14 protein-coding genes are annotated in these 16,246 nt (G+C 67.6%); 3 read left to right on the forward strand and 11 right to left on the reverse strand.

The features are described from left to right. Positions 1 to 469: 469 nt before the first annotated feature. From CFB41_RS23050 to CFB41_RS23080, 7 genes are read right to left on the reverse strand one after another with little or no spacing between them, the layout of a single operon-like run. Positions 470 to 1,534 (reverse strand): 2-aminoethylphosphonate aminotransferase, encoded by a 1,065-nt coding sequence (locus tag CFB41_RS23050; RefSeq protein WP_089457998.1) that lies wholly within the window; start codon positions 1,532 to 1,534, stop codon positions 470 to 472. Continuing rightward, positions 1,534 to 2,715: a phosphonopyruvate decarboxylase gene (aepY, locus tag CFB41_RS23055; RefSeq protein WP_089457999.1), complete on the reverse strand. Its 1,182-nt coding sequence runs from the start codon at positions 2,713 to 2,715 to the stop codon at positions 1,534 to 1,536. Before aepY ends, CFB41_RS23050 begins: the two co-directional genes overlap by 1 nt. Then, on the reverse strand, positions 2,712 to 4,397 hold the full coding sequence (aepX, locus tag CFB41_RS23060; protein ID WP_039357130.1) for a phosphoenolpyruvate mutase: 1,686 nt from the start codon (positions 4,395 to 4,397) through the stop codon (positions 2,712 to 2,714). The genes aepY and aepX overlap by 4 nt, the downstream gene beginning before the upstream one ends. After that, positions 4,394 to 5,161 (reverse strand): NTP transferase domain-containing protein, encoded by a 768-nt coding sequence (locus CFB41_RS23065; protein ID WP_089458000.1) that lies wholly within the window; start codon positions 5,159 to 5,161, stop codon positions 4,394 to 4,396. Before CFB41_RS23065 ends, aepX begins: the two co-directional genes overlap by 4 nt. A gap of 36 nt (positions 5,162 to 5,197) precedes the next feature. Beyond that, positions 5,198 to 6,199 (reverse strand): HpnL family protein, encoded by a 1,002-nt coding sequence (locus tag CFB41_RS23070; RefSeq protein ID WP_089458001.1) that lies wholly within the window; start codon positions 6,197 to 6,199, stop codon positions 5,198 to 5,200. Then, positions 6,196 to 7,005: a 2OG-Fe(II) oxygenase gene (locus CFB41_RS23075; RefSeq protein ID WP_089458002.1), complete on the reverse strand. Its 810-nt coding sequence runs from the start codon at positions 7,003 to 7,005 to the stop codon at positions 6,196 to 6,198. Before CFB41_RS23075 ends, CFB41_RS23070 begins: the two co-directional genes overlap by 4 nt. Beyond that, positions 7,002 to 7,700: a CDP-alcohol phosphatidyltransferase family protein gene (locus CFB41_RS23080; RefSeq protein WP_089458003.1), complete on the reverse strand. Its 699-nt coding sequence runs from the start codon at positions 7,698 to 7,700 to the stop codon at positions 7,002 to 7,004. The genes CFB41_RS23075 and CFB41_RS23080 overlap by 4 nt, the downstream gene beginning before the upstream one ends. Before the next feature lie 653 nt (positions 7,701 to 8,353). Between CFB41_RS23080 and CFB41_RS23085 the strand changes: the two genes are divergently transcribed. Further along, positions 8,354 to 9,868, forward strand: a complete 1,515-nt coding sequence (locus tag CFB41_RS23085; RefSeq protein ID WP_089432532.1) for an acetyl-CoA hydrolase/transferase family protein — start codon at positions 8,354 to 8,356, stop codon at positions 9,866 to 9,868. Between the two features lie 37 nt (positions 9,869 to 9,905). Here the strand turns inward: CFB41_RS23085 and CFB41_RS23090 are convergent, their stop codons facing one another. Beyond that, entirely contained in the window at positions 9,906 to 11,435 is a 1,530-nt protein-coding gene (locus tag CFB41_RS23090; protein WP_089458004.1) for a DHA2 family efflux MFS transporter permease subunit, read from the reverse strand. A 123-nt stretch (positions 11,436 to 11,558) separates the two neighbouring features. Between CFB41_RS23090 and CFB41_RS23095 the strand changes: the two genes are divergently transcribed. Beyond that, positions 11,559 to 11,999: a MarR family winged helix-turn-helix transcriptional regulator gene (locus tag CFB41_RS23095; RefSeq protein WP_089458005.1), complete on the forward strand. Its 441-nt coding sequence runs from the start codon at positions 11,559 to 11,561 to the stop codon at positions 11,997 to 11,999. A gap of 256 nt (positions 12,000 to 12,255) precedes the next feature. Here CFB41_RS23095 and CFB41_RS23100 read toward each other — a convergent pair whose 3' ends face one another. Beyond that, entirely contained in the window at positions 12,256 to 12,753 is a 498-nt protein-coding gene (locus CFB41_RS23100; protein ID WP_089458006.1) for a DUF2938 domain-containing protein, read from the reverse strand. Between the two features lie 140 nt (positions 12,754 to 12,893). Here CFB41_RS23100 and CFB41_RS23105 point away from each other — a divergent pair, with 140 nt between their 5' ends. Then, complete coding sequence (locus tag CFB41_RS23105; protein ID WP_089458007.1) at positions 12,894 to 13,319, forward strand: helix-turn-helix domain-containing protein; 426 nt, start codon at positions 12,894 to 12,896, stop codon at positions 13,317 to 13,319. A gap of 198 nt (positions 13,320 to 13,517) precedes the next feature. On the opposite strand, the gene CFB41_RS23110 is transcribed toward CFB41_RS23105, so the two are convergent. Continuing rightward, positions 13,518 to 14,420, reverse strand: a complete 903-nt coding sequence (locus CFB41_RS23110; protein ID WP_089458008.1) for a helix-hairpin-helix domain-containing protein — start codon at positions 14,418 to 14,420, stop codon at positions 13,518 to 13,520. A 181-nt stretch (positions 14,421 to 14,601) separates the two neighbouring features. After that, the gene (locus tag CFB41_RS23115) at positions 14,602 to 16,137 is read right to left on the reverse strand and encodes a sigma-70 family RNA polymerase sigma factor (RefSeq protein ID WP_089458009.1); all 1,536 of its coding nucleotides are present in this window, start codon (positions 16,135 to 16,137) and stop codon (positions 14,602 to 14,604) included. Between the last annotated feature and the right edge of the window lie 109 nt (positions 16,138 to 16,246).

Genomic DNA, 16,246 nt, shown 5'->3' on the forward strand with positions numbered 1-16,246 from the left:
GCTATTCTACCGTTGTGCGTCGATGTTCGAATAGCTTTACTCTTGACATCACATTCGACACACGGCTGGCTTGACCGGGGCAGCCGTCGATAAGCATAGGATTTGCCGTAGCAAAGGCTAAGATCAACATGCGCAGGGAAGGGGTAAGCGCAAACGACCGTTCCTCTCCTTGCGCTTGTCGGTCGCCCAAAAGGCGATCCTAAGGGCATCGAATGCCCGAAAGTATGATCGATTTGGCCAAAAATCCAACGTTAAAGACGAGAGGGTATTTTCAGTGCGGAGCAGTAGCCTGAATTGCACGTGGTCTCGATCGCAATTATTGGCTCCTTGCTGCTATGCCGCCTTAAATGCGTTGCATCGAAGGAGCGAATCCGCAGCCAAAAGCAGCCGATGTGTCCATCTTTCCCGGAATATCGAGAGGGAAAAACGGCCCTTTCGGGCCCCTCGTCGACGAAGTTCCGGGTAGCACTCATCGCGTCAACGCCGTAAACCCTTCCAGCAACCGTTCAACATCAGCCGCCTGAATCGCCCCCATCGTCGAAATCCGGAACAGTTCCTTCGACAATCCACCTTGTCCCGCATAGATCACGAATCCACGCGCTTTCAGCCCGTCATGCAGCGTTTCGTACGTCACACCTTGCGGCAACCGATACGCACGCAGCACAACCGACGATTCACCTTCCGGCAGCACCAGCGGCATCCCGCGCGCCGCGAGCCCGGCTTGTGCCTGATCGGCGAGCGCCTTGTAATGCGCATGCCGCGCCCGCCAGCCGCCGGCTTCGTCAAACTCGCGCAGCGCCTCGACAAGTGCGTAATACGCATGCACGGAAGGCGTGAACGGCGTATTCCGCTGATCCTGCAGCTTCGCGAGACGACCGAGATCGAGGTAGTAAGTACGGCTTGCAGCCTTCACGAGCGCACTACGACGCACGATCACGAACGCTGCTCCCGGCACACCATGCAGGCACTTGTTCGCGGTCGCAGCAACAGCGTCGATATCGCCACCGGCAAAATCAATCGCTTCCGCGCCAAAGCTGCTGACGCCGTCGACGAGCATCTTCACGCCACGCGAACGGCAGACTTCCGCGATCGCGCCGAGATCATTCAACCGACCCGTCGTCGTTTCATGATGAATCACCGCAACGTGCGAATACCCACCCGCATCGAGCTTCGCACCAATCTGCGCAAGATCAGGCGCCTGCATCCACTCGTGCTTGAGCACATCATGCGCGATCCCATACTGCGTCGCGATCTGCGTAATCCGCTCACCATAGACACCGTTCTCGATCACGAGCAGCTTGCCGTCTTTCGGCACGAGCGCCGCGATCATGCTTTCAACGGCAGCCGTGCCCGACCCAGTCATCAGCACAGCCGTCCACTCAGCCGGATCAAGCTCATACGCAGCGACGAGACGCGCACGCGCCTCATCCTGCAGATCGAAGAATTCGCTTTCGCGATGGCACAGGTCGGGTTGCAGCAGGCTGCGGCGCACGCGTTCGGTGAGCGTGACCGGGCCGGGGTTCAGCAGCAGCATCAATGGGCTCCTTCAACGTGGGCTTCGGTCTGCGCGGCGCCGATGTGCCGCATCAGACGGGTCTTGACCTCGACCGGCGTGACGGTCGGGCGGGGCAGGCCGTCGGGCACGCCGGTGCGGATCGCCAGTCGCACGAACTGCGCACCATCGGCCGACGAAGCAAGCGCCGTATCGAGCACGTCCAGCGTGTCGCCTTCGACCGCCGATGCATACCCGCACGCGGCAGCCACGCCCGCGAACGAAACATGCTGCGACACGGTGGCCTGGCCGCCCGTCGATTCGTGCGCGCCGTTGTCGAGCAGCACGTGCGTGAGGTTGGCCGGGCCGTAGGTGCCGAGCGTCGCGAACACGCCCATGCGCATCAGCGCGGCGCCGTCGCCGTCGACCGCGACCACGCGCAGGTCGGGGCGCGCGAGCGCGAGGCCGAGCGCGAGCGGCGTCACGCAACCCATCGAGCCGACCATGTACAGCTGGTTCGGACGATCGTCGATGGCGTAGAGTTCGCGGCCGCAGAAGCCGGTCGACGCGAGCACGACGGTCGAATCGACCGGCGTGTGCGCGATCACGCGCTGCAGCGCGTCCTGGCGGGTCGGCCAGGCTTCGGCCGACGCGGCGCGCGGCGACGACTGCGCGGCGACATGCGCACGCGGCTTCGCGGCCGGGTTCGATTTCAGTTCATACGGTGCGACGCTGCCTTTCTGCATCACGAGCGCGTACGGGCGGCCCGTCGCGTCCATGTGCGCGATCGCGCGGTCGAGTGCCGGGCCGACCTGTTCGGGGTCGGTCGGGAACGTTTCCCACGGGATCTCCATCGTGTCGAGCATCGCGGGCGTGATCGGGCCCATCAGCGCGTGCTGCGGCTCGTCGGCCACGCCCGGCTGGCCGCGCCACGTGACGATCAGCAGCTGCGGCAGCCGGAACGTCCAGGTGAGCGACGTGAGCGGGCTCACCGCGTTGCCGAGCCCCGAGTTCTGCATCATCGCGATGCCGCGCTTGCCGCCGAGCGTCGCGCCCGCGATCAGCGCGACCGCGTCGCCTTCGTTCGCGGCCGACACGTAATTCAGCGTCGGGTCCTGCAGCACGTAATTGATGAACGGCGTCAGGTACGAGCAGGGCACGCCCGCGTACCAGTCGAAACCGCGCTCGCGCGCGGCCTCGACGAACTGGGCCGCTTCGATCATTGCGCGCCCCCGTTGCCGGCACCCGGTTCGGACAGCGGCGTCTGGCCGTGCGCGAAGTCGCCCGCGCGGCGGAAGTCTTCGAGATCGTTGACGCCGCGCCAGTGGCCGTGCACGTACTGCACCTCGATCTTCTCGCCGGCGGCGATCAGTTCGTTGAGCAGCGACGGGATGTCGAGCGTGTCGAAATCAGGGCGCGCCTGCAGCGTCGCGAGCATCGCCTTCAGGCGATCGACACCGGCGCCGCGCACGTTCAGCAGGCCGATCCAGCGGCCGTGCGGCGTGCCTGCGGCGACGTCGCTCGATACGCGTTGCAGGTAGGTCTTCTGGCCGAACAGGCCGCGATCGTCCGCGGCGGAGCAGAGTGCGAAATCGCGCACGCTCTGGTTGGTCTCGGTGAGCGACGAATCGACCACCACGCTGAACTCGGCCTCGCTCTCCGCGAGGTCGCGCACGATATAGCTGCGGAACAGCAGGTCGCCGTACGAGATCACGGTGTCGCCGGTCAGGCGGTCGGCCGCGCAGGCGAGCGATGCGAGCTCGCCCGTCTGTGCATGGCGTTCGTTGACGACGAGCTTGATGCCCGACGTGTCGATCGCGTCGGCGCGATAGCCGCCGACCACGGTGATGTCGTTCACGCCGTGCGTCTTGAAGCCGTCGACGAGCCAGCGCAGCAGCGGCTTGCCGGCGACCGGCAGCATGACCTTCGGCTTGTCTTCGGTCACGGCTTCGAGGCCCTTGCCGCGGCTCGCGGCGAGCACGATCGCCGCGTTCGACGCGCGCGACGACGACGACAGGTAGATACGCTCGGCCGCCGAGTATTCGTCGGCGTCCTGCAGGCGGAAGATCTCGTTGACCGAGGCAACGCGGTCTTCGACGTTGATCAGCGTTTCGCTCTCGTGGATCTCGCGTGCGGTCGCCTGCATCGCGGAGGCCGACGCGCGGATCAGGTGGTTCGCCCAGATCACGGTGCTGATGCCGGCCTGGCGGAACACGTCGGTCGGCGTGCTGTAGTACTTGGTCGGCACGATCACGAGCGGCGCCTTGCCGCTCCATTCGCGCGCGAACTGCAGGATCTCGTCCGGGCGGGACAGCTTGCTGTGGATCAGGATCGCGTCGGCGCCGGCTTCCGCATACGCGTTCGCGCGGCGCAGCGCCTCGTCCATCCCCCAGCCGGCGATCAGCGCTTCGACACGCGCGACGATCGAGAAGTCGGGATCGGTCTGCGAATCCTTGCCGGCCTTGATCTTGCCGCAGAATTCGTCGATTTCCGCGAGCGGCTGGCGCTCGCCGCCGATGAAGCTGTTGGTCTTCGGGAACTGCTTGTCCTCGATACACACGCCCGCGATGCCGCGCTGCTCGAGCTTCTTGACGAGGCGGCGCACGTTGTTGAAGTTGCCGTAGCCGGTGTCGCCGTCGAGCAGGATCGGCAGGTCGCTCGCGTCGGCCATGAATTCGAGCACGTCGACGACCTGGGTCCAGCTCGCCTCGTTGTTGTCACGCACGCCGAACTGCGCGGAGATCGCGAGGCCCGATGCCCAGATGCCCTTGAAGCCGGCTTCGCGGACGATCCGCGCGGACAGGCCGTTGTGCGCTTCCATCAGGAATTCGAGGTCGCTGCTGACGAGCATGCGGCGCAGGCGTGCGCTGCGCGATTCGGTGAAATTGGGTTCGCGTGCGTTCATCGTGCGACTCCTGCGGTAGTGCGTTGAATCAGGGGGAGGATTTCCTGCGTGGCGCGAGCGACGTCGTTCGGGAAGTCGATCTCGATCCACGGCGAGCCGGTGACGTCGGCGACGTCGAACGAGTGACCGCCCTCGAGCAGCAGGTCGCGCACGGCTTCTTCGTGCGGCATGTTCGCGCGGCCGCTGTCGACGTAGCCCGCGACGATCGTCGCGAGGCGGCGCGCGGTGCCTTCGGTGAAGCGGAAGAAGCCGACCGATTCGCCGATCGTGTCGTAGTCGAGATCGACTGCAAGCTGCTTGCGCAGCTCGACCGGCACGCCGTCCTTCAGGCACAGCTTGACGGGCTCGTCGCCTGCCTCGAAATCGCGATCGATCAGCAGGCGGTCGACCGCCTTGTCGGAATCGGCCACCAGCGCATGCAGGATGTTCTCGTCATACAGCACGTCGGCGTCCATCAGCAGCACGTCGCCGCCGCGCGTCATCGCATCGGCGACGGTATGCACGGTCAGCACGCTGCCGAGGTCGTAGCGGTCGTTGATCACGATCTCGGCCTGGCGGCCAAGGCGCTTCAATTCCTGCTCGACCTTCTCGTGCTGGAAGCCCAGCCCAAGCACGATCTCGTCGACGCCCGCGGCGTCGAGTACGCGCAGATGGCGCTCGAGCAGCGACACGTCGTCGAAGCGCAGCAGGCACTTCGGGAACTGCGCCTCGGGCGGTTGTTGCAGGCGCAAGCCGAGGCCTGCCGCAAGAATGATGGCTCGCATGGGTTCTCCAACCAAAAAGCCGGCGGATCTGAACGATCAGTCGGCGAGCGGCTGCGGCGCACGGCGCCGCTGCCAGTTTCTTTCGCTGAAATGCAGATAGAGCAGGCCGGGCAGGCCGAGCGCGAGTTCGCGCGCGCGTTTCGCAAGCGACAGCGCGAGCGCCGCGTCGGGCGGCAGTCCGACCAGCGGCGCGAGCAGCAGGTAACCGCCTTCCTGCGCGCCGAGCGAGCCCGGGATCGCGAAGGCCGCACCACGAATGGCCTGGCCGACACTCTCGAGCAGCAGCGCGTCGAGCCAGCTCACCGGATGCCCGAGGAAGTGCAGCGCGAGCCACACTTCCGCGGTGCCGACGATCCAGCCGACGAGACTCAATGCGAAGGTCTTCGCGACCTTCGCACGATCGCGGTACAGCGCGCCGACCGCATCGTCGATCGCGTCGGCGCGGGTGGCCAGCGACGACCAGTCGCGCGGGCCGAGCAGCTTCGACGCGAGGCGCAGCCCGCGGCCGAACAGCCCGCGCCGCTGTGCCGCATAGAACGCGACGGCGAGGGCGCCGAGCACGCCGGTGGCGATCAGCGCGGGCGTGCGCAGGTGCGCGACCGATTCGTGCGTCGCATACAGGCTGAACGCGGCAATGCCGATCAGCGCGAACGCCATCTGCGAGAGCGCCTGCATCGTCGTGCTGACCGTGACGGCTGCCGCCGCGTCGGCCATTCGCGTGCCGCGCTGCGCGAGGTGGCGCACCATCAGCACCGGGCCGCCGATCTGCCCGGCGGGCAGCAGGCTGTTCACCGATTCGCCGACCCAGCGCGCGCGCAGCGCGTTGCCGAGCTCGGCGCCCGGCTGGCCGGGGCGGAACATCACGGAGATCGCGATCGCGTCGATCACGAGCGGCACGACGTGGAACGCCGCGACGAGCGCGAGCCCCCAGCCGGCCGCGAGGAACGTGGACGCGACCGCGCCGACGCCCTGCCAGGCAAGGAGTGCAACGAAGAGTGCGGTCCCGAGGGACAGCAGGATCAGGCCGGCGCGTGTCATGACCCGGTCGTGCGTCGCGTCGCCAGTTGCTTGAACACCTGGCGGAAACCGAAATACGCGATCGCGTCCTTCATGTTCGAGATGAAGCGCTTCCACGGCCGCATGCCGGGGTTCGTCACGTATTCGAAGGTGAGCGACACGCGCATCTCGTTCTGGCCGAGCGGCGTGATGCGGTGGCGCAGCTTGTCGCCGTCGAACAGCACGATGCCGCCATCGGCGATCTGCACGGAGCCCGGTTCGTCGGCGACGTCCGGATTGCGCGTGTGCAGCTCGTAGTCGAGCCGGCACGACGATTCGTCGATCACGCCGATCAGCAGCGTGTAGCGGCGGCCGTCGTAGTACGACGTGTCGTAGTGCCAGCCGATGTGGTCGCCGGGCTTCGTGTAGTAATACAGCGCGTACGCGTGCGGATCGTCGTCCGGCGACAGCATCAGCTTGTCGCCCGTGACTTTCTCGAGGAACGAGATCAGCGCCTTCGAGCGATACAGTTCGGCGATGTACGGCGCCTGCTCGTCGATCGTATGACGGCTGACGCTGCCGCCCTGCTTGTGGCCGGGCAGGTAATTGCGGTTCAGGCCGGCCTGCATCGCGCGGGCGGCGTCGGCCAGCTTCGCGTGCGCGTCGGCCGGCAGGAAGGTGTCGAGATAAAGGAACGAGCCCTGGCGCGCGTAGTCGCCGCGCAGGCGGTCGAGGTCGAGCTGGCCGACACGGTCGGCCACGGTGCGATCGGGATCGGCTGCGGCCGCGCGCACGGGCGCGGGGCGTGCCGGGCTCAGCACGGAGTCGTCGCGCGTGCTAGGAGTCATTTGGAAGCCTGGATTTCGGTTGGGTTCTGCGTGGCGGCCGGGTTCTGCGGGAGGTTGCCGCGCCGCACGATGCGCCACCAGTCGAACACGACCCACGCGGCGAACAGCGGGGCGCCGATCGACGCCGCGAGCAGGAACGGCTCGACGCCGTCGAACAGCGTCACGAGCGGCAGCAGGTACAGCACGTCTTCGGTCTCGAAGCCGCCGGCGAATGCCTGCTTGGTGCCGGCCTTGCCGGCGAACGATTCGATCCGCATGCGCAGGAAGAAGATCAGTGCGACGGCCGCGCCGGCCACCGCGCCGAGCAGCACCGGCGACGCGGCCATCTGGCCGCCCTGGGCGACGATGCCGACGCCCATGCTGACGAACAGCGCGACCGTGACGAGCGCGTCTGCCGCGAGGTCGTAAAAATGACCGATCTTGCTGGATTTCCCGCTGATGCGCGCGAGCTCGCCATCGGTGTGGTCGACGAAGTTCGACAGCACGATCAGGAACGCGCCTGCATTGCTCCAGCCGAAGCCGCCGTGCGCGAGGCACCAGGCGCCGGCGAGGCCGATCAGCAGGCGAACGGTAGTGAGGTGATTCGGGGTGACGGGCGTGTCGACGAGCGGTCGGACAAGCGAGCGCGCCAGCCGCGCATCCCAGGTGCGCGGCAGGGGCGGTTCGGAGCGTGTGGCGGTTTTTCTTTGGTCCATCGGCGAAATATATACGGAATTGTAATTTGGTGCTTTTTATTCGATCAATGTCCTGACATGAAGGAGTGTTACCGCGTCTTGTCGCGATCGGCCGGCCGAAAAACGCGTGCGCGAAAGGGTGGCCAAACGGGGCGGCGGCATCCGTATTCCAGTGTGGTTCGCGTCGCGCGACTGTCAAGGACGGACGGGCCTCACAGGCCGGTGCGGCGGCGCGTTTCGCGCTTCCCGATGCGCATCGCGCGGCGCGTGCGCGCTTGACGTGCGTCAGGTCGGGACAAGCCGCATCGGGTGACAATTGGCCGCGCCGGACGAGCGTCGGTCATTGCCGATCCGCAGGCGATAAAGCGCGGTGGAAATTCATCGATTGATGCGTGTGAGTTGTCGATCGGTAACCGTCTTTCTGTCCGATGCTTTCGCGTACCTTTCGTGGGCCTTCGATTTAAACGGCGCGCCTGTCACAGAACGGTCGTTCGATACCCGGCAAATCCGGCAAGGATCTTTTGCATTTAGCGGACATTTCGCGGCGATGGCCTCTGCGATACTCCGACCGTGCCTGTGGTGCCGGCCGCCCCTCGCGGCCCCAAGGGCTTCATGTCGCTCAGGAGACACCCCCCGCGACGTCAACGACAGACCCCACGCGTCAGAAACCAGCCATGTCTTCATCACGCATCCTCGCTCCCGCCCTGCGTTCGCTCGTCCGCACCGCCGACGAAGCCGCCGCGCTGATCCGTCCCGGCATGACCGTCGCCATGAGCGGCTTCACGGGCTCCGGCTATCCGAAGGCCGTCCCGGCCGCGCTTGCCGCCCACATCGACGCGGCGCACACGCGCGGCGAGGACTTCCGGATCAACGTACTGACGGGCGCATCGACCGCGCCGGAACTCGACGGCGCGCTCGCCCGCACCAACGGCATCTCGATGCGCCTGCCGTACCAGTCCGACCCGACGTTGCGCGACAAGATCAACGGCGGCGAAGTCGACTACCAGGACGTCCACCTGAGCCACGTCGCGCAGTACGCCTGGTTCGGGCTGTACGGCGATCTCGATGTCGCGATCGTCGAAGTCGCGGGCATCCGCGAGGACGGGCTGCTGATTCCGTCCGCGTCGATCGGCAACAACAAGACCTGGCTCGAACGCGCGAAGCACGTGATCCTCGAGGTCAACTCGCGCCAGCCGCTCGGGCTCGACGGGATGCACGACGTCTATTACGGCACCGCGCTGCCGCCGCACCGCAAGCCGATTCCGCTGACGAAGAGCGACGACCGGATCGGCGAGCCGTACCTGCGCTGCCCGGCCGACAAGATCGTCGCGATCGTCGAGACCGACGCGCCGGACCGCAGCAACGCATTCTCCGCGCCGGACGCGACGTCCAAGCAGATCGCGCTGCAACTGATCGACTTCCTGCGCCATGAAGTGAAGCGCGGCCGCCTGCCGGAAAACCTGCTGCCGCTGCAGTCGGGCGTCGGCAACATCACGAACGCGGTGCTCGCGGAGCTCAGCTCGGCCGGCTTCTCGAACCTGACCGCGTACACCGAAGTGATCCAGGACGGCATGCTCGACCTGCTGCAGGACGGCACGCTGAGCTTCGCGTCGGCCACCGCGTTGTCGCTGAGCCCGGCCGCCGTGCAGCGCTTCGCCGACGAAATCGCGACGTTCCGCGAGAAGATCGTGCTGCGCCCGCAGGAGATCAGTAACCATCCGGAGCTCGTGCGCCGGCTCGGCTGCATCGCGATGAACGGGATGATCGAGGCCGACATCTACGGCAACGTGAACTCGACGCACGTGATGGGCACGAAGATCCAGAACGGCATCGGCGGCTCGGGCGACTTCGCGCGCAACGGCTACCTGTCGTGCTTCATGTCGGCGAGCACCGCGAAGGGCGGTGCGATCTCGCGGATCGTGCCGATGGCGAGCCACGTCGACCACACCGAGCACGACGTCGCGGTGGTCGTCACCGAGCAGGGCCTCGCGGACTTGCGCGGCCTGTCGCCGAAGCAGCGCGCACGCAAGGTCATCGCGACCTGCGCGCATCCCGACTACCGGCCGATGCTCGAGGATTACTTCGAGCGCGCGTCGCGCGAAAGCTTCGGCAAGCACACGCCGCACCTGCTCGCCGAGGCGCTGTCGTGGCACGAGCGCTACGTGCGCACGGGCACGATGAAGGCCTGACGCGGGGCGAAGCGGGCGCGCGCCGTGCGTGCGCCCGTCAATCCATCGCCGCGTGCGCGATCTCCACGCTCGCCGCTTTCTGCGGTGGGCGGATCAGCAGCAACAGCGGAATCATCAGCAGCGTCGCGACGAACATCAGCTTGAAGTCGTTCAGGTACGCGATCATCGACGCCTGCTGGTTGATCGTGCGGTCGAGCAGCGCGATGTCGAGGCGGCTGCCGGCCATCGCCTGCACGGCCGGGTTGAACGGCGTGATGTGGGTCGCGAGATCGGCATGCGCGACCTGCGTGTTGCGCGTCATCAGCGTCTGCACGATCGAGATGCCGATACTGCTGCCGATGTTGCGCATCAGGCTGTAGGTGGCCGTGCCGTCCGCACGCAGCTCGGGCGGCAGCGTCGAGAACGACAGCGCGCTCAGCGGCACGAATACGAGCCCCAGCCCGAAGCCCTGCACCACGCCGGGCCGCACGATGTCCGCTTCGGACAGCACGACCGTGTACTGCATCATCTGCCAGAGCGCGAGCGCGGAGATCGACAGCCCCGCAAGCAGCAGCAACCGCGCATCCACGTATTTCAGCAGCCTGCCGACGAACAGCATCGCGATCATCGTGCCGGCACCGCTCGGCGCGGTGACGAGGCCCGTCGTCGCGACCGGATAGCCCATCAGGTTCTGCAGCATCGGCGGCAGCAGCGCGCGGGTCGCGTACAGCACCGCGCCGACCACGAAGATGAACAGCGTGCCCGTCGCGAAGTTCGGGTCGCGCAACAGTTCCGACTTGAAGAACGACGCCTTGCCGACGGTCGCCGTATGCACGAGGAAGAACGCGAAGCTGAGTGCCGCGACGATCGCCTCGATGCGGATCTCGTACGAGCCGAACCAGTCGAGCTGTTCGCCGCGGTCGAGCATCGCCTGGAACGCGCCGATCGCGAGCGCCAGCGTCGCGAAGCCGAATGCGTCGAATTTCACGTGCGGGCGCGGCGCGCGTGCGGGCAGGAAGGTCATCACGCCGGCGAGCGCGAACGCGCCGATCGGCACGTTGATGAAGAACACCCAGCGCCAGTTGTAGCTGTCGGTGAGCCAGCCGCCGAGCGTCGGGCCGAGGATCGGGCCGACCATCACGCCCATTCCCCAGATCGCCATCGCCTGGCCTTGTTTCTCGCGCGGATTGATGTCGAGCAGGATCGACTGCGACAGCGGCACCAGCGCGGCGCCGAACACGCCCTGCAGCAGGCGCGCGCCGACGATCTGCACGAGCGTCTCGGACAGCCCGCACAGCGCCGACGCGACCGTGAAGCCCGCGATCGACACGATCAGCAGCCGTTTCACGCTGAGCCGGTCGGACAGCCAGCCGGTGAGCGGGGTCGCGATCGCCGCGGCGACGATATACGAGGTCAGCACCCACGTGATCTCGTCCTGCGACGCGGACAGCGTGCCCTGCATGTGCGGCAGCGCGACGTTCGCGATCGTGCTGTCGAGGGTCTGGATCAGCGTGGCGAGCATGATCGACAAGGTCAGCATCGGCCGGTTCAGGGCGGGCGAGGCGGGGGCGTCGGCGGCGGGGTTCAAGCGGGGTGTCTCCGTGGGGCGGTCGCCGTGGGCGGCGATCCGGTATGGCTCGAATTATAAGCACGCTTATTATATATCCGCTTATCGCCGAGGCATGGCCGGCTTGACCCCTATAATCGCCGCATGGACAAGACTTACGAGAACCGGATCGGCTATCTGATCGCCGACGTCGCCCGCCTGAACGGACGCCTGTTCGACCGGCGCGCGAAGCGCATCGGGCTGACCCGGGCGCAAAGCCGCGTGCTCGCGTACCTGACGTGGAAGGGCGAGATGAATCAGGCGCGGCTCGCCGAATGGCTCGAGATCGCGCCGATTTCGCTCACGCGGTTGCTCGACCGGATGGAAAGCTACGGCTGGATCGAGCGCGTCGCGAACGACGACGACCGCCGCGCATTCACGATCCGGCTGACCGACAAGTCGCGCGAGATCTTTCCGCAGATGCTCGAAGTGGGTGACACCGTCGCCGACGACGGGCTGCGCGGCTTCACGCCCGACGAGCGCGACACGCTGGTGCGGCTGCTCGGGCGCGTGCGCCACAACCTGATCGATTGCGGCGGGGAGTGAGGTAGGCCGCCATTCGGGCGGGCCGGATGAACGACCTGAAAACACCGGGTGGCAGCGCGCGAGCCCGCCGCGTTTGCGCCCATGCCGGCACGCGGCGTGGTCATTGCCGTTGCGCTGGTGCCGATGTCCGGCGTGGCCTTTGTCCGGGTGGCACGGGACGCGACGCCCGTCAGGCTCGACAAAGCGCTTGCGTAGGTGTCGATGTCCGCTCGGTTGAGCCGACGCCAGTTGTCAAGGCCTTGGGGCGTCCATGTGCTCAACGGGCCAGCGCCGCGAGCGTGTACGCCGCAAGATAGAGCCCCACTCCGTACGACAGATGCGCGACGACGCTGCGCCGGCGCGCGACGCCCGGCTGTGGTGTGCGCGACGCCGCGATGCCGAGACCGAACGCCGGCTGCATCACGAAGAACGGGGCGACGACGCTCGCGAGCCCGGCGACGAGGGCCGGCAGCGGCGTCGGTGCGTCGATCCACCCTTGGCCGGCGATCAGGAGAGGCAGTGCAGCGAACGCGATGCCGATCGCGTAATGGGCGACCCAGCCGAGCGCGCGTTCGCCGGGAACGGGTGCCGAGGCGACGATCGACGCATGCCCGAACCGGCCGTGCATCATGTGACCGATCCAGCGGCCGACCAGTGCATAGTCGAGCGACGGAATGCCGAATGCACGCCGCCGGAATAGCGTCCACAGATCCATCACGAGCGTGGCGCCCGTGCCGATCAGCAGCAGGTCGAGCAGGAGGGCGGGCAGGCTCATCGCGTCCCTCCGCAGAGAAGGGAACAGGCTGCGTCGCGCAGCGGAATACAGCGTGGTCTCAACGGTTTCATGGCAGTCCGGGCTTGTCTTCATGGAGTCGAACGACTATCTTGCAACTTCAAGTTCACTTGAGGTCAAGCATGAGCCGGCTGGACATTGCAGAGGTGGCGCGATGCTCGGGATTGCCCGCGTCGACGCTGCGCTATTACGAGGAAAAAGGGCTGATCGTGCCGATCGGCCGCCACGGGCTGCGGCGGCAATACGACGAGTCGGTGCTGGAGCGCCTGGCGCTGGTCGCACTGGGCCGCGAGGCCGGCTTTTCGCTCGACGACATCCTCGCGATGGTCGGCACGGACGGCCTGCCTGCGATCGATCGCGCGAAGCTCGACGGCAAGGCCGACGAACTCGACCGCACGATCCGCCGTCTCGGCGCCGTGCGCGACGCGTTGCGGCATGCGGCCGTGTGCCCGGCATCGAACCATCTCGACTGCCCGTCGTTCCAGAAGCTGCTGCGCATCGCCGCGCATCGCCATCCGGCGCGTCGCACGAAGACGGAAGGCGCGTAGCGGAACGCGCACAGGCGGCGAGCGCGCATCGGTGGGCTGGCGTGGCGGCACGATGGCAGGGAGGTGCGCCGAGTCATGCGGTGCCGGACATCGCAGACGATTCCGGCCGCCGTTCGCACACGCTCACCCATGCATGTCGCGAGATCGCGTCGGTGCTCGGCGTCCCGTTCGACATCGACGAAACCGGCGACGATTGACTCAGCCCGCGTAGTACACGCGGCATTCCCGCTCGCGCCCGCGCACGATGCGCTTGCCGACGAGCGAGCCGTACGTTTCGGTGAAGACGGTGCGCTGATGCTCGCGCTGCAGGGCGTCGTAGAAATAGAGCGAGACCCAGTCCGTCGGGCGGGAGGCCTCCGGCGTGCGCATCGCGGCATGCAGGCACAGCGCGGTGAAATGCCAGCCGCCCTTGGTCATGTGCATCACGGGGCGCGGCACGCCGTCGTCGGCATTCGGGCGCCGATGCGCGGTGACGCGTTGCACGAAGCCCGGTGTCGGCAACACGCCGGCGGCGGCCTTGTTGCGGTACAGGCGGTCGATGTAGAGCAGCAGTTCGACGGGCGGCTCGGTGCCGGGGCCGGCGTCCTGCACGTGGCCCTGCCAGCGCCGGCGGCGGCTCAGCACGTCGTCGAGCGCGGCGCGGATGCCGGCCGCGCGCCGCGGGCCGACGCCCGAGATCGTTTCGAGCTGGCCGTTGCGGGCCGCGCGTTCGAGTTCCTCGAGCGTATCGATGTGCAGCAGGTCGTGAATGCGCAGCGCGAGCGCGTGGCCGATGCCCGGTACCGCTTCGAACGCGGAGGTGCGTTCGGCGTCGCCGCACAGCCGGTCGAGCTGGCGCCAGCGCCCCGTCACCAGCAGCTCGGCAATCGCCTGGGCGACGCCCGTGCCGATCTCGGGCAGCGTGCCGAGCGCATCGACGCCACTGGCTTCGAACAGGGTGCGGATGTCGAGGTCGAGCGCGTCGACCGTTTCGGCCGACGCGCGGTACGCGGCGACCCGGTACGGATTCGCGCCCTGGTCAGCCAGCCGCTGCGCCGCCTCGCGCAGGCAGGCCGCGATATGGCGGTTTTCCTCAAACGTTTGGCTGACGGTCGTCTGCATGGCGAGGGACCCGGGGAAGCACAAACGGAATGGACACGGCGAACGATGCGCCGGTCGGCTTTTCATCATTGTCGCGACACGCGATGAAGAAAACTTGACGTATGTCAATGGCAAACGTAGCACAGGTTCGATGCGCACGGTCGTGCCGGAAAGCGGCACGACCGTGCGTCGCGTGATGCCGTCACGCGTCGAGGAACGACTGCGCGTTCTCGGCCTCGGCGGCCGTGCGCAACGCGGCGAGTGCCCGCTTCTCGATCTGCCGCACGCGTTCGCGCGACATGCCGGCGTCCTGCGCGATCGCGTCGTAGGTGTCCGGCTCGGCGCCGCCGAGCCCGAACCGCCGGCGCAGCACGTCGGCCTCGGCCGGCGTGACCGACCGGAGCAGCGACCTCACGCATTCGCGCATCCGCGTGTCGGCCAGTTGCTCGAACGGGCTGGCCGACGCCTGGTCCTCGATCAGCTCGACGAGGCCGGTGTCCGCGTCGGGCAGCGGCGCGTCGAGCGACACGGGCTCGGCAGGCAGCGCGAGCACCGCGCGCAGCTTGTCCTCGTCGAGGCCGGTTTCGGCCGCGAGGTCGGCCGGCGTCGCCCGGCGGCCCGTGCGCTGCCGAAAACGCAGCGCATGCCGCCGCACCCGCTGGTACTGGTCGCCGACGTGCACGGGCACGCGTATCGTGCGGGCGCGATCCGCGACCGCGCGCGCGATCGCCTGGCGGATCCACCAGGTCGCATAGGTCGAGAACTTGAACCCGCGCCGGTATTCGAATTTCTCGATCGCGCGCATCAGGCCGAGACTGCCGTCCTGCACGAGATCGGGCAGGTCGACGCCGCGGTTCATGTACTTGCGCGCGATCGACAGCACGAGCCGCAGGTTCGCCTCGAGCATCGCGCGCGTGGCGTCGCGCACTTTCTGCTGGCCGTCTGCGAGCGCGGCGGCGAGTGCCCGTCGTGCGACCGTGTCGAAGCAGGCGGCTTCGCCCGCGGCGGCGTGTTGCGGCGCGGATGCGAGCATGCGCACGACGCCGCTCGCGTCGTCGACGGCCGGTGCGACCCACGCGATCGAGCCGAGCAGGGCGGCGACGTGGTTGCGGGCGTCACGGTATTCGTCCGAGCGGTAGCCGTGCGCGTGCAACGCGCCGCGCAAGGCCGTGACGGCCGCCTGCAGCGCGTCGTAGCTGGCCGGCGCAGGCGTGTCGCCGGCGTCGTCGTCGGACGACCCGGCTGCGCCGGTGGGAGCCGTTGCGCGATGACGCGCGAGCAGCGCGTCCACCGCCGCCGGATAGCCGGCGAGCGCGTGCAGGATCTGGTGGCGGCCCGTCTCGATCTCGCGCGCCAGCACGATTTCGCCTTCGCGCGTGAGCAGCGGCACTGCCTGCATGCGGCGCATGTAGAGGGCAAGCGGATCGGTGGACGCGCTCGTGCCGCGTGCGAGGTCGCCGAGCATCGCGCGGCCTTCGTCGAGCGCATCGCGATCGACGTCGACAGGCGCCGAGCCGGCGAACGGCGCAGGCGCGGCCGGCTCGTCGAGCACGGCGATGCCGATGTCGGCGAGCGCGGCGCGCACGACGTCGAGCGCGTCGGGGCTGTCGCTTTCGGGCGGCAGCGCGTCGACGAGGTCGGCGTGGGTCAGATAACCCTGTTCGCCGGCGAGCGCCAGCAACTGGATGATCGGATTGAGCGGCGTGTCCGCCCGGGGAGTGGGGCGTGGCGTAGTCATGTCGATGGCGGCGTGAGCCGCGTTCCTGTCTGGGCGGGCCGAAGTCCGCTGGTTTCGGGCTGCCGGTTGCTCGCGAACCCCGTCCGCGCCGGCCAGCCTGACATCGTTC

Source organism: Burkholderia sp. AU33803 (assembly GCF_002223095.1).
In the GTDB taxonomy this organism is placed as follows: domain Bacteria; phylum Pseudomonadota; class Gammaproteobacteria; order Burkholderiales; family Burkholderiaceae; genus Burkholderia.

Coding starts and splice junctions, on each gene's coding strand:
- CFB41_RS23050 (WP_089457998.1), bottom strand. CDS start 1,534: ATGCTGCTGCTGAACCCCGGCCCGGTCACGCTCACCGAACGCGTGCGC.
- CFB41_RS23110 (WP_089458008.1), bottom strand. CDS start 14,420: ATGCAGACGACCGTCAGCCAAACGTTTGAGGAAAACCGCCATATCGCG.
- aepY (WP_089457999.1), bottom strand. CDS start 2,715: ATGATCGAAGCGGCCCAGTTCGTCGAGGCCGCGCGCGAGCGCGGTTTC.
- CFB41_RS23085 (WP_089432532.1), top strand. CDS start 8,354: ATGTCTTCATCACGCATCCTCGCTCCCGCCCTGCGTTCGCTCGTCCGC.
- CFB41_RS23080 (WP_089458003.1), bottom strand. CDS start 7,700: ATGGACCAAAGAAAAACCGCCACACGCTCCGAACCGCCCCTGCCGCGC.
- CFB41_RS23095 (WP_089458005.1), top strand. CDS start 11,559: ATGGACAAGACTTACGAGAACCGGATCGGCTATCTGATCGCCGACGTC.
- CFB41_RS23115 (WP_089458009.1), bottom strand. CDS start 16,137: ATGACTACGCCACGCCCCACTCCCCGGGCGGACACGCCGCTCAATCCG.
- CFB41_RS23105 (WP_089458007.1), top strand. CDS start 12,894: ATGAGCCGGCTGGACATTGCAGAGGTGGCGCGATGCTCGGGATTGCCC.
- CFB41_RS23065 (WP_089458000.1), bottom strand. CDS start 5,161: ATGCGAGCCATCATTCTTGCGGCAGGCCTCGGCTTGCGCCTGCAACAA.
- aepX (WP_039357130.1), bottom strand. CDS start 4,397: ATGAACGCACGCGAACCCAATTTCACCGAATCGCGCAGCGCACGCCTG.
- CFB41_RS23070 (WP_089458001.1), bottom strand. CDS start 6,199: ATGACACGCGCCGGCCTGATCCTGCTGTCCCTCGGGACCGCACTCTTC.
- CFB41_RS23075 (WP_089458002.1), bottom strand. CDS start 7,005: ATGACTCCTAGCACGCGCGACGACTCCGTGCTGAGCCCGGCACGCCCC.
- CFB41_RS23100 (WP_089458006.1), bottom strand. CDS start 12,753: ATGAGCCTGCCCGCCCTCCTGCTCGACCTGCTGCTGATCGGCACGGGC.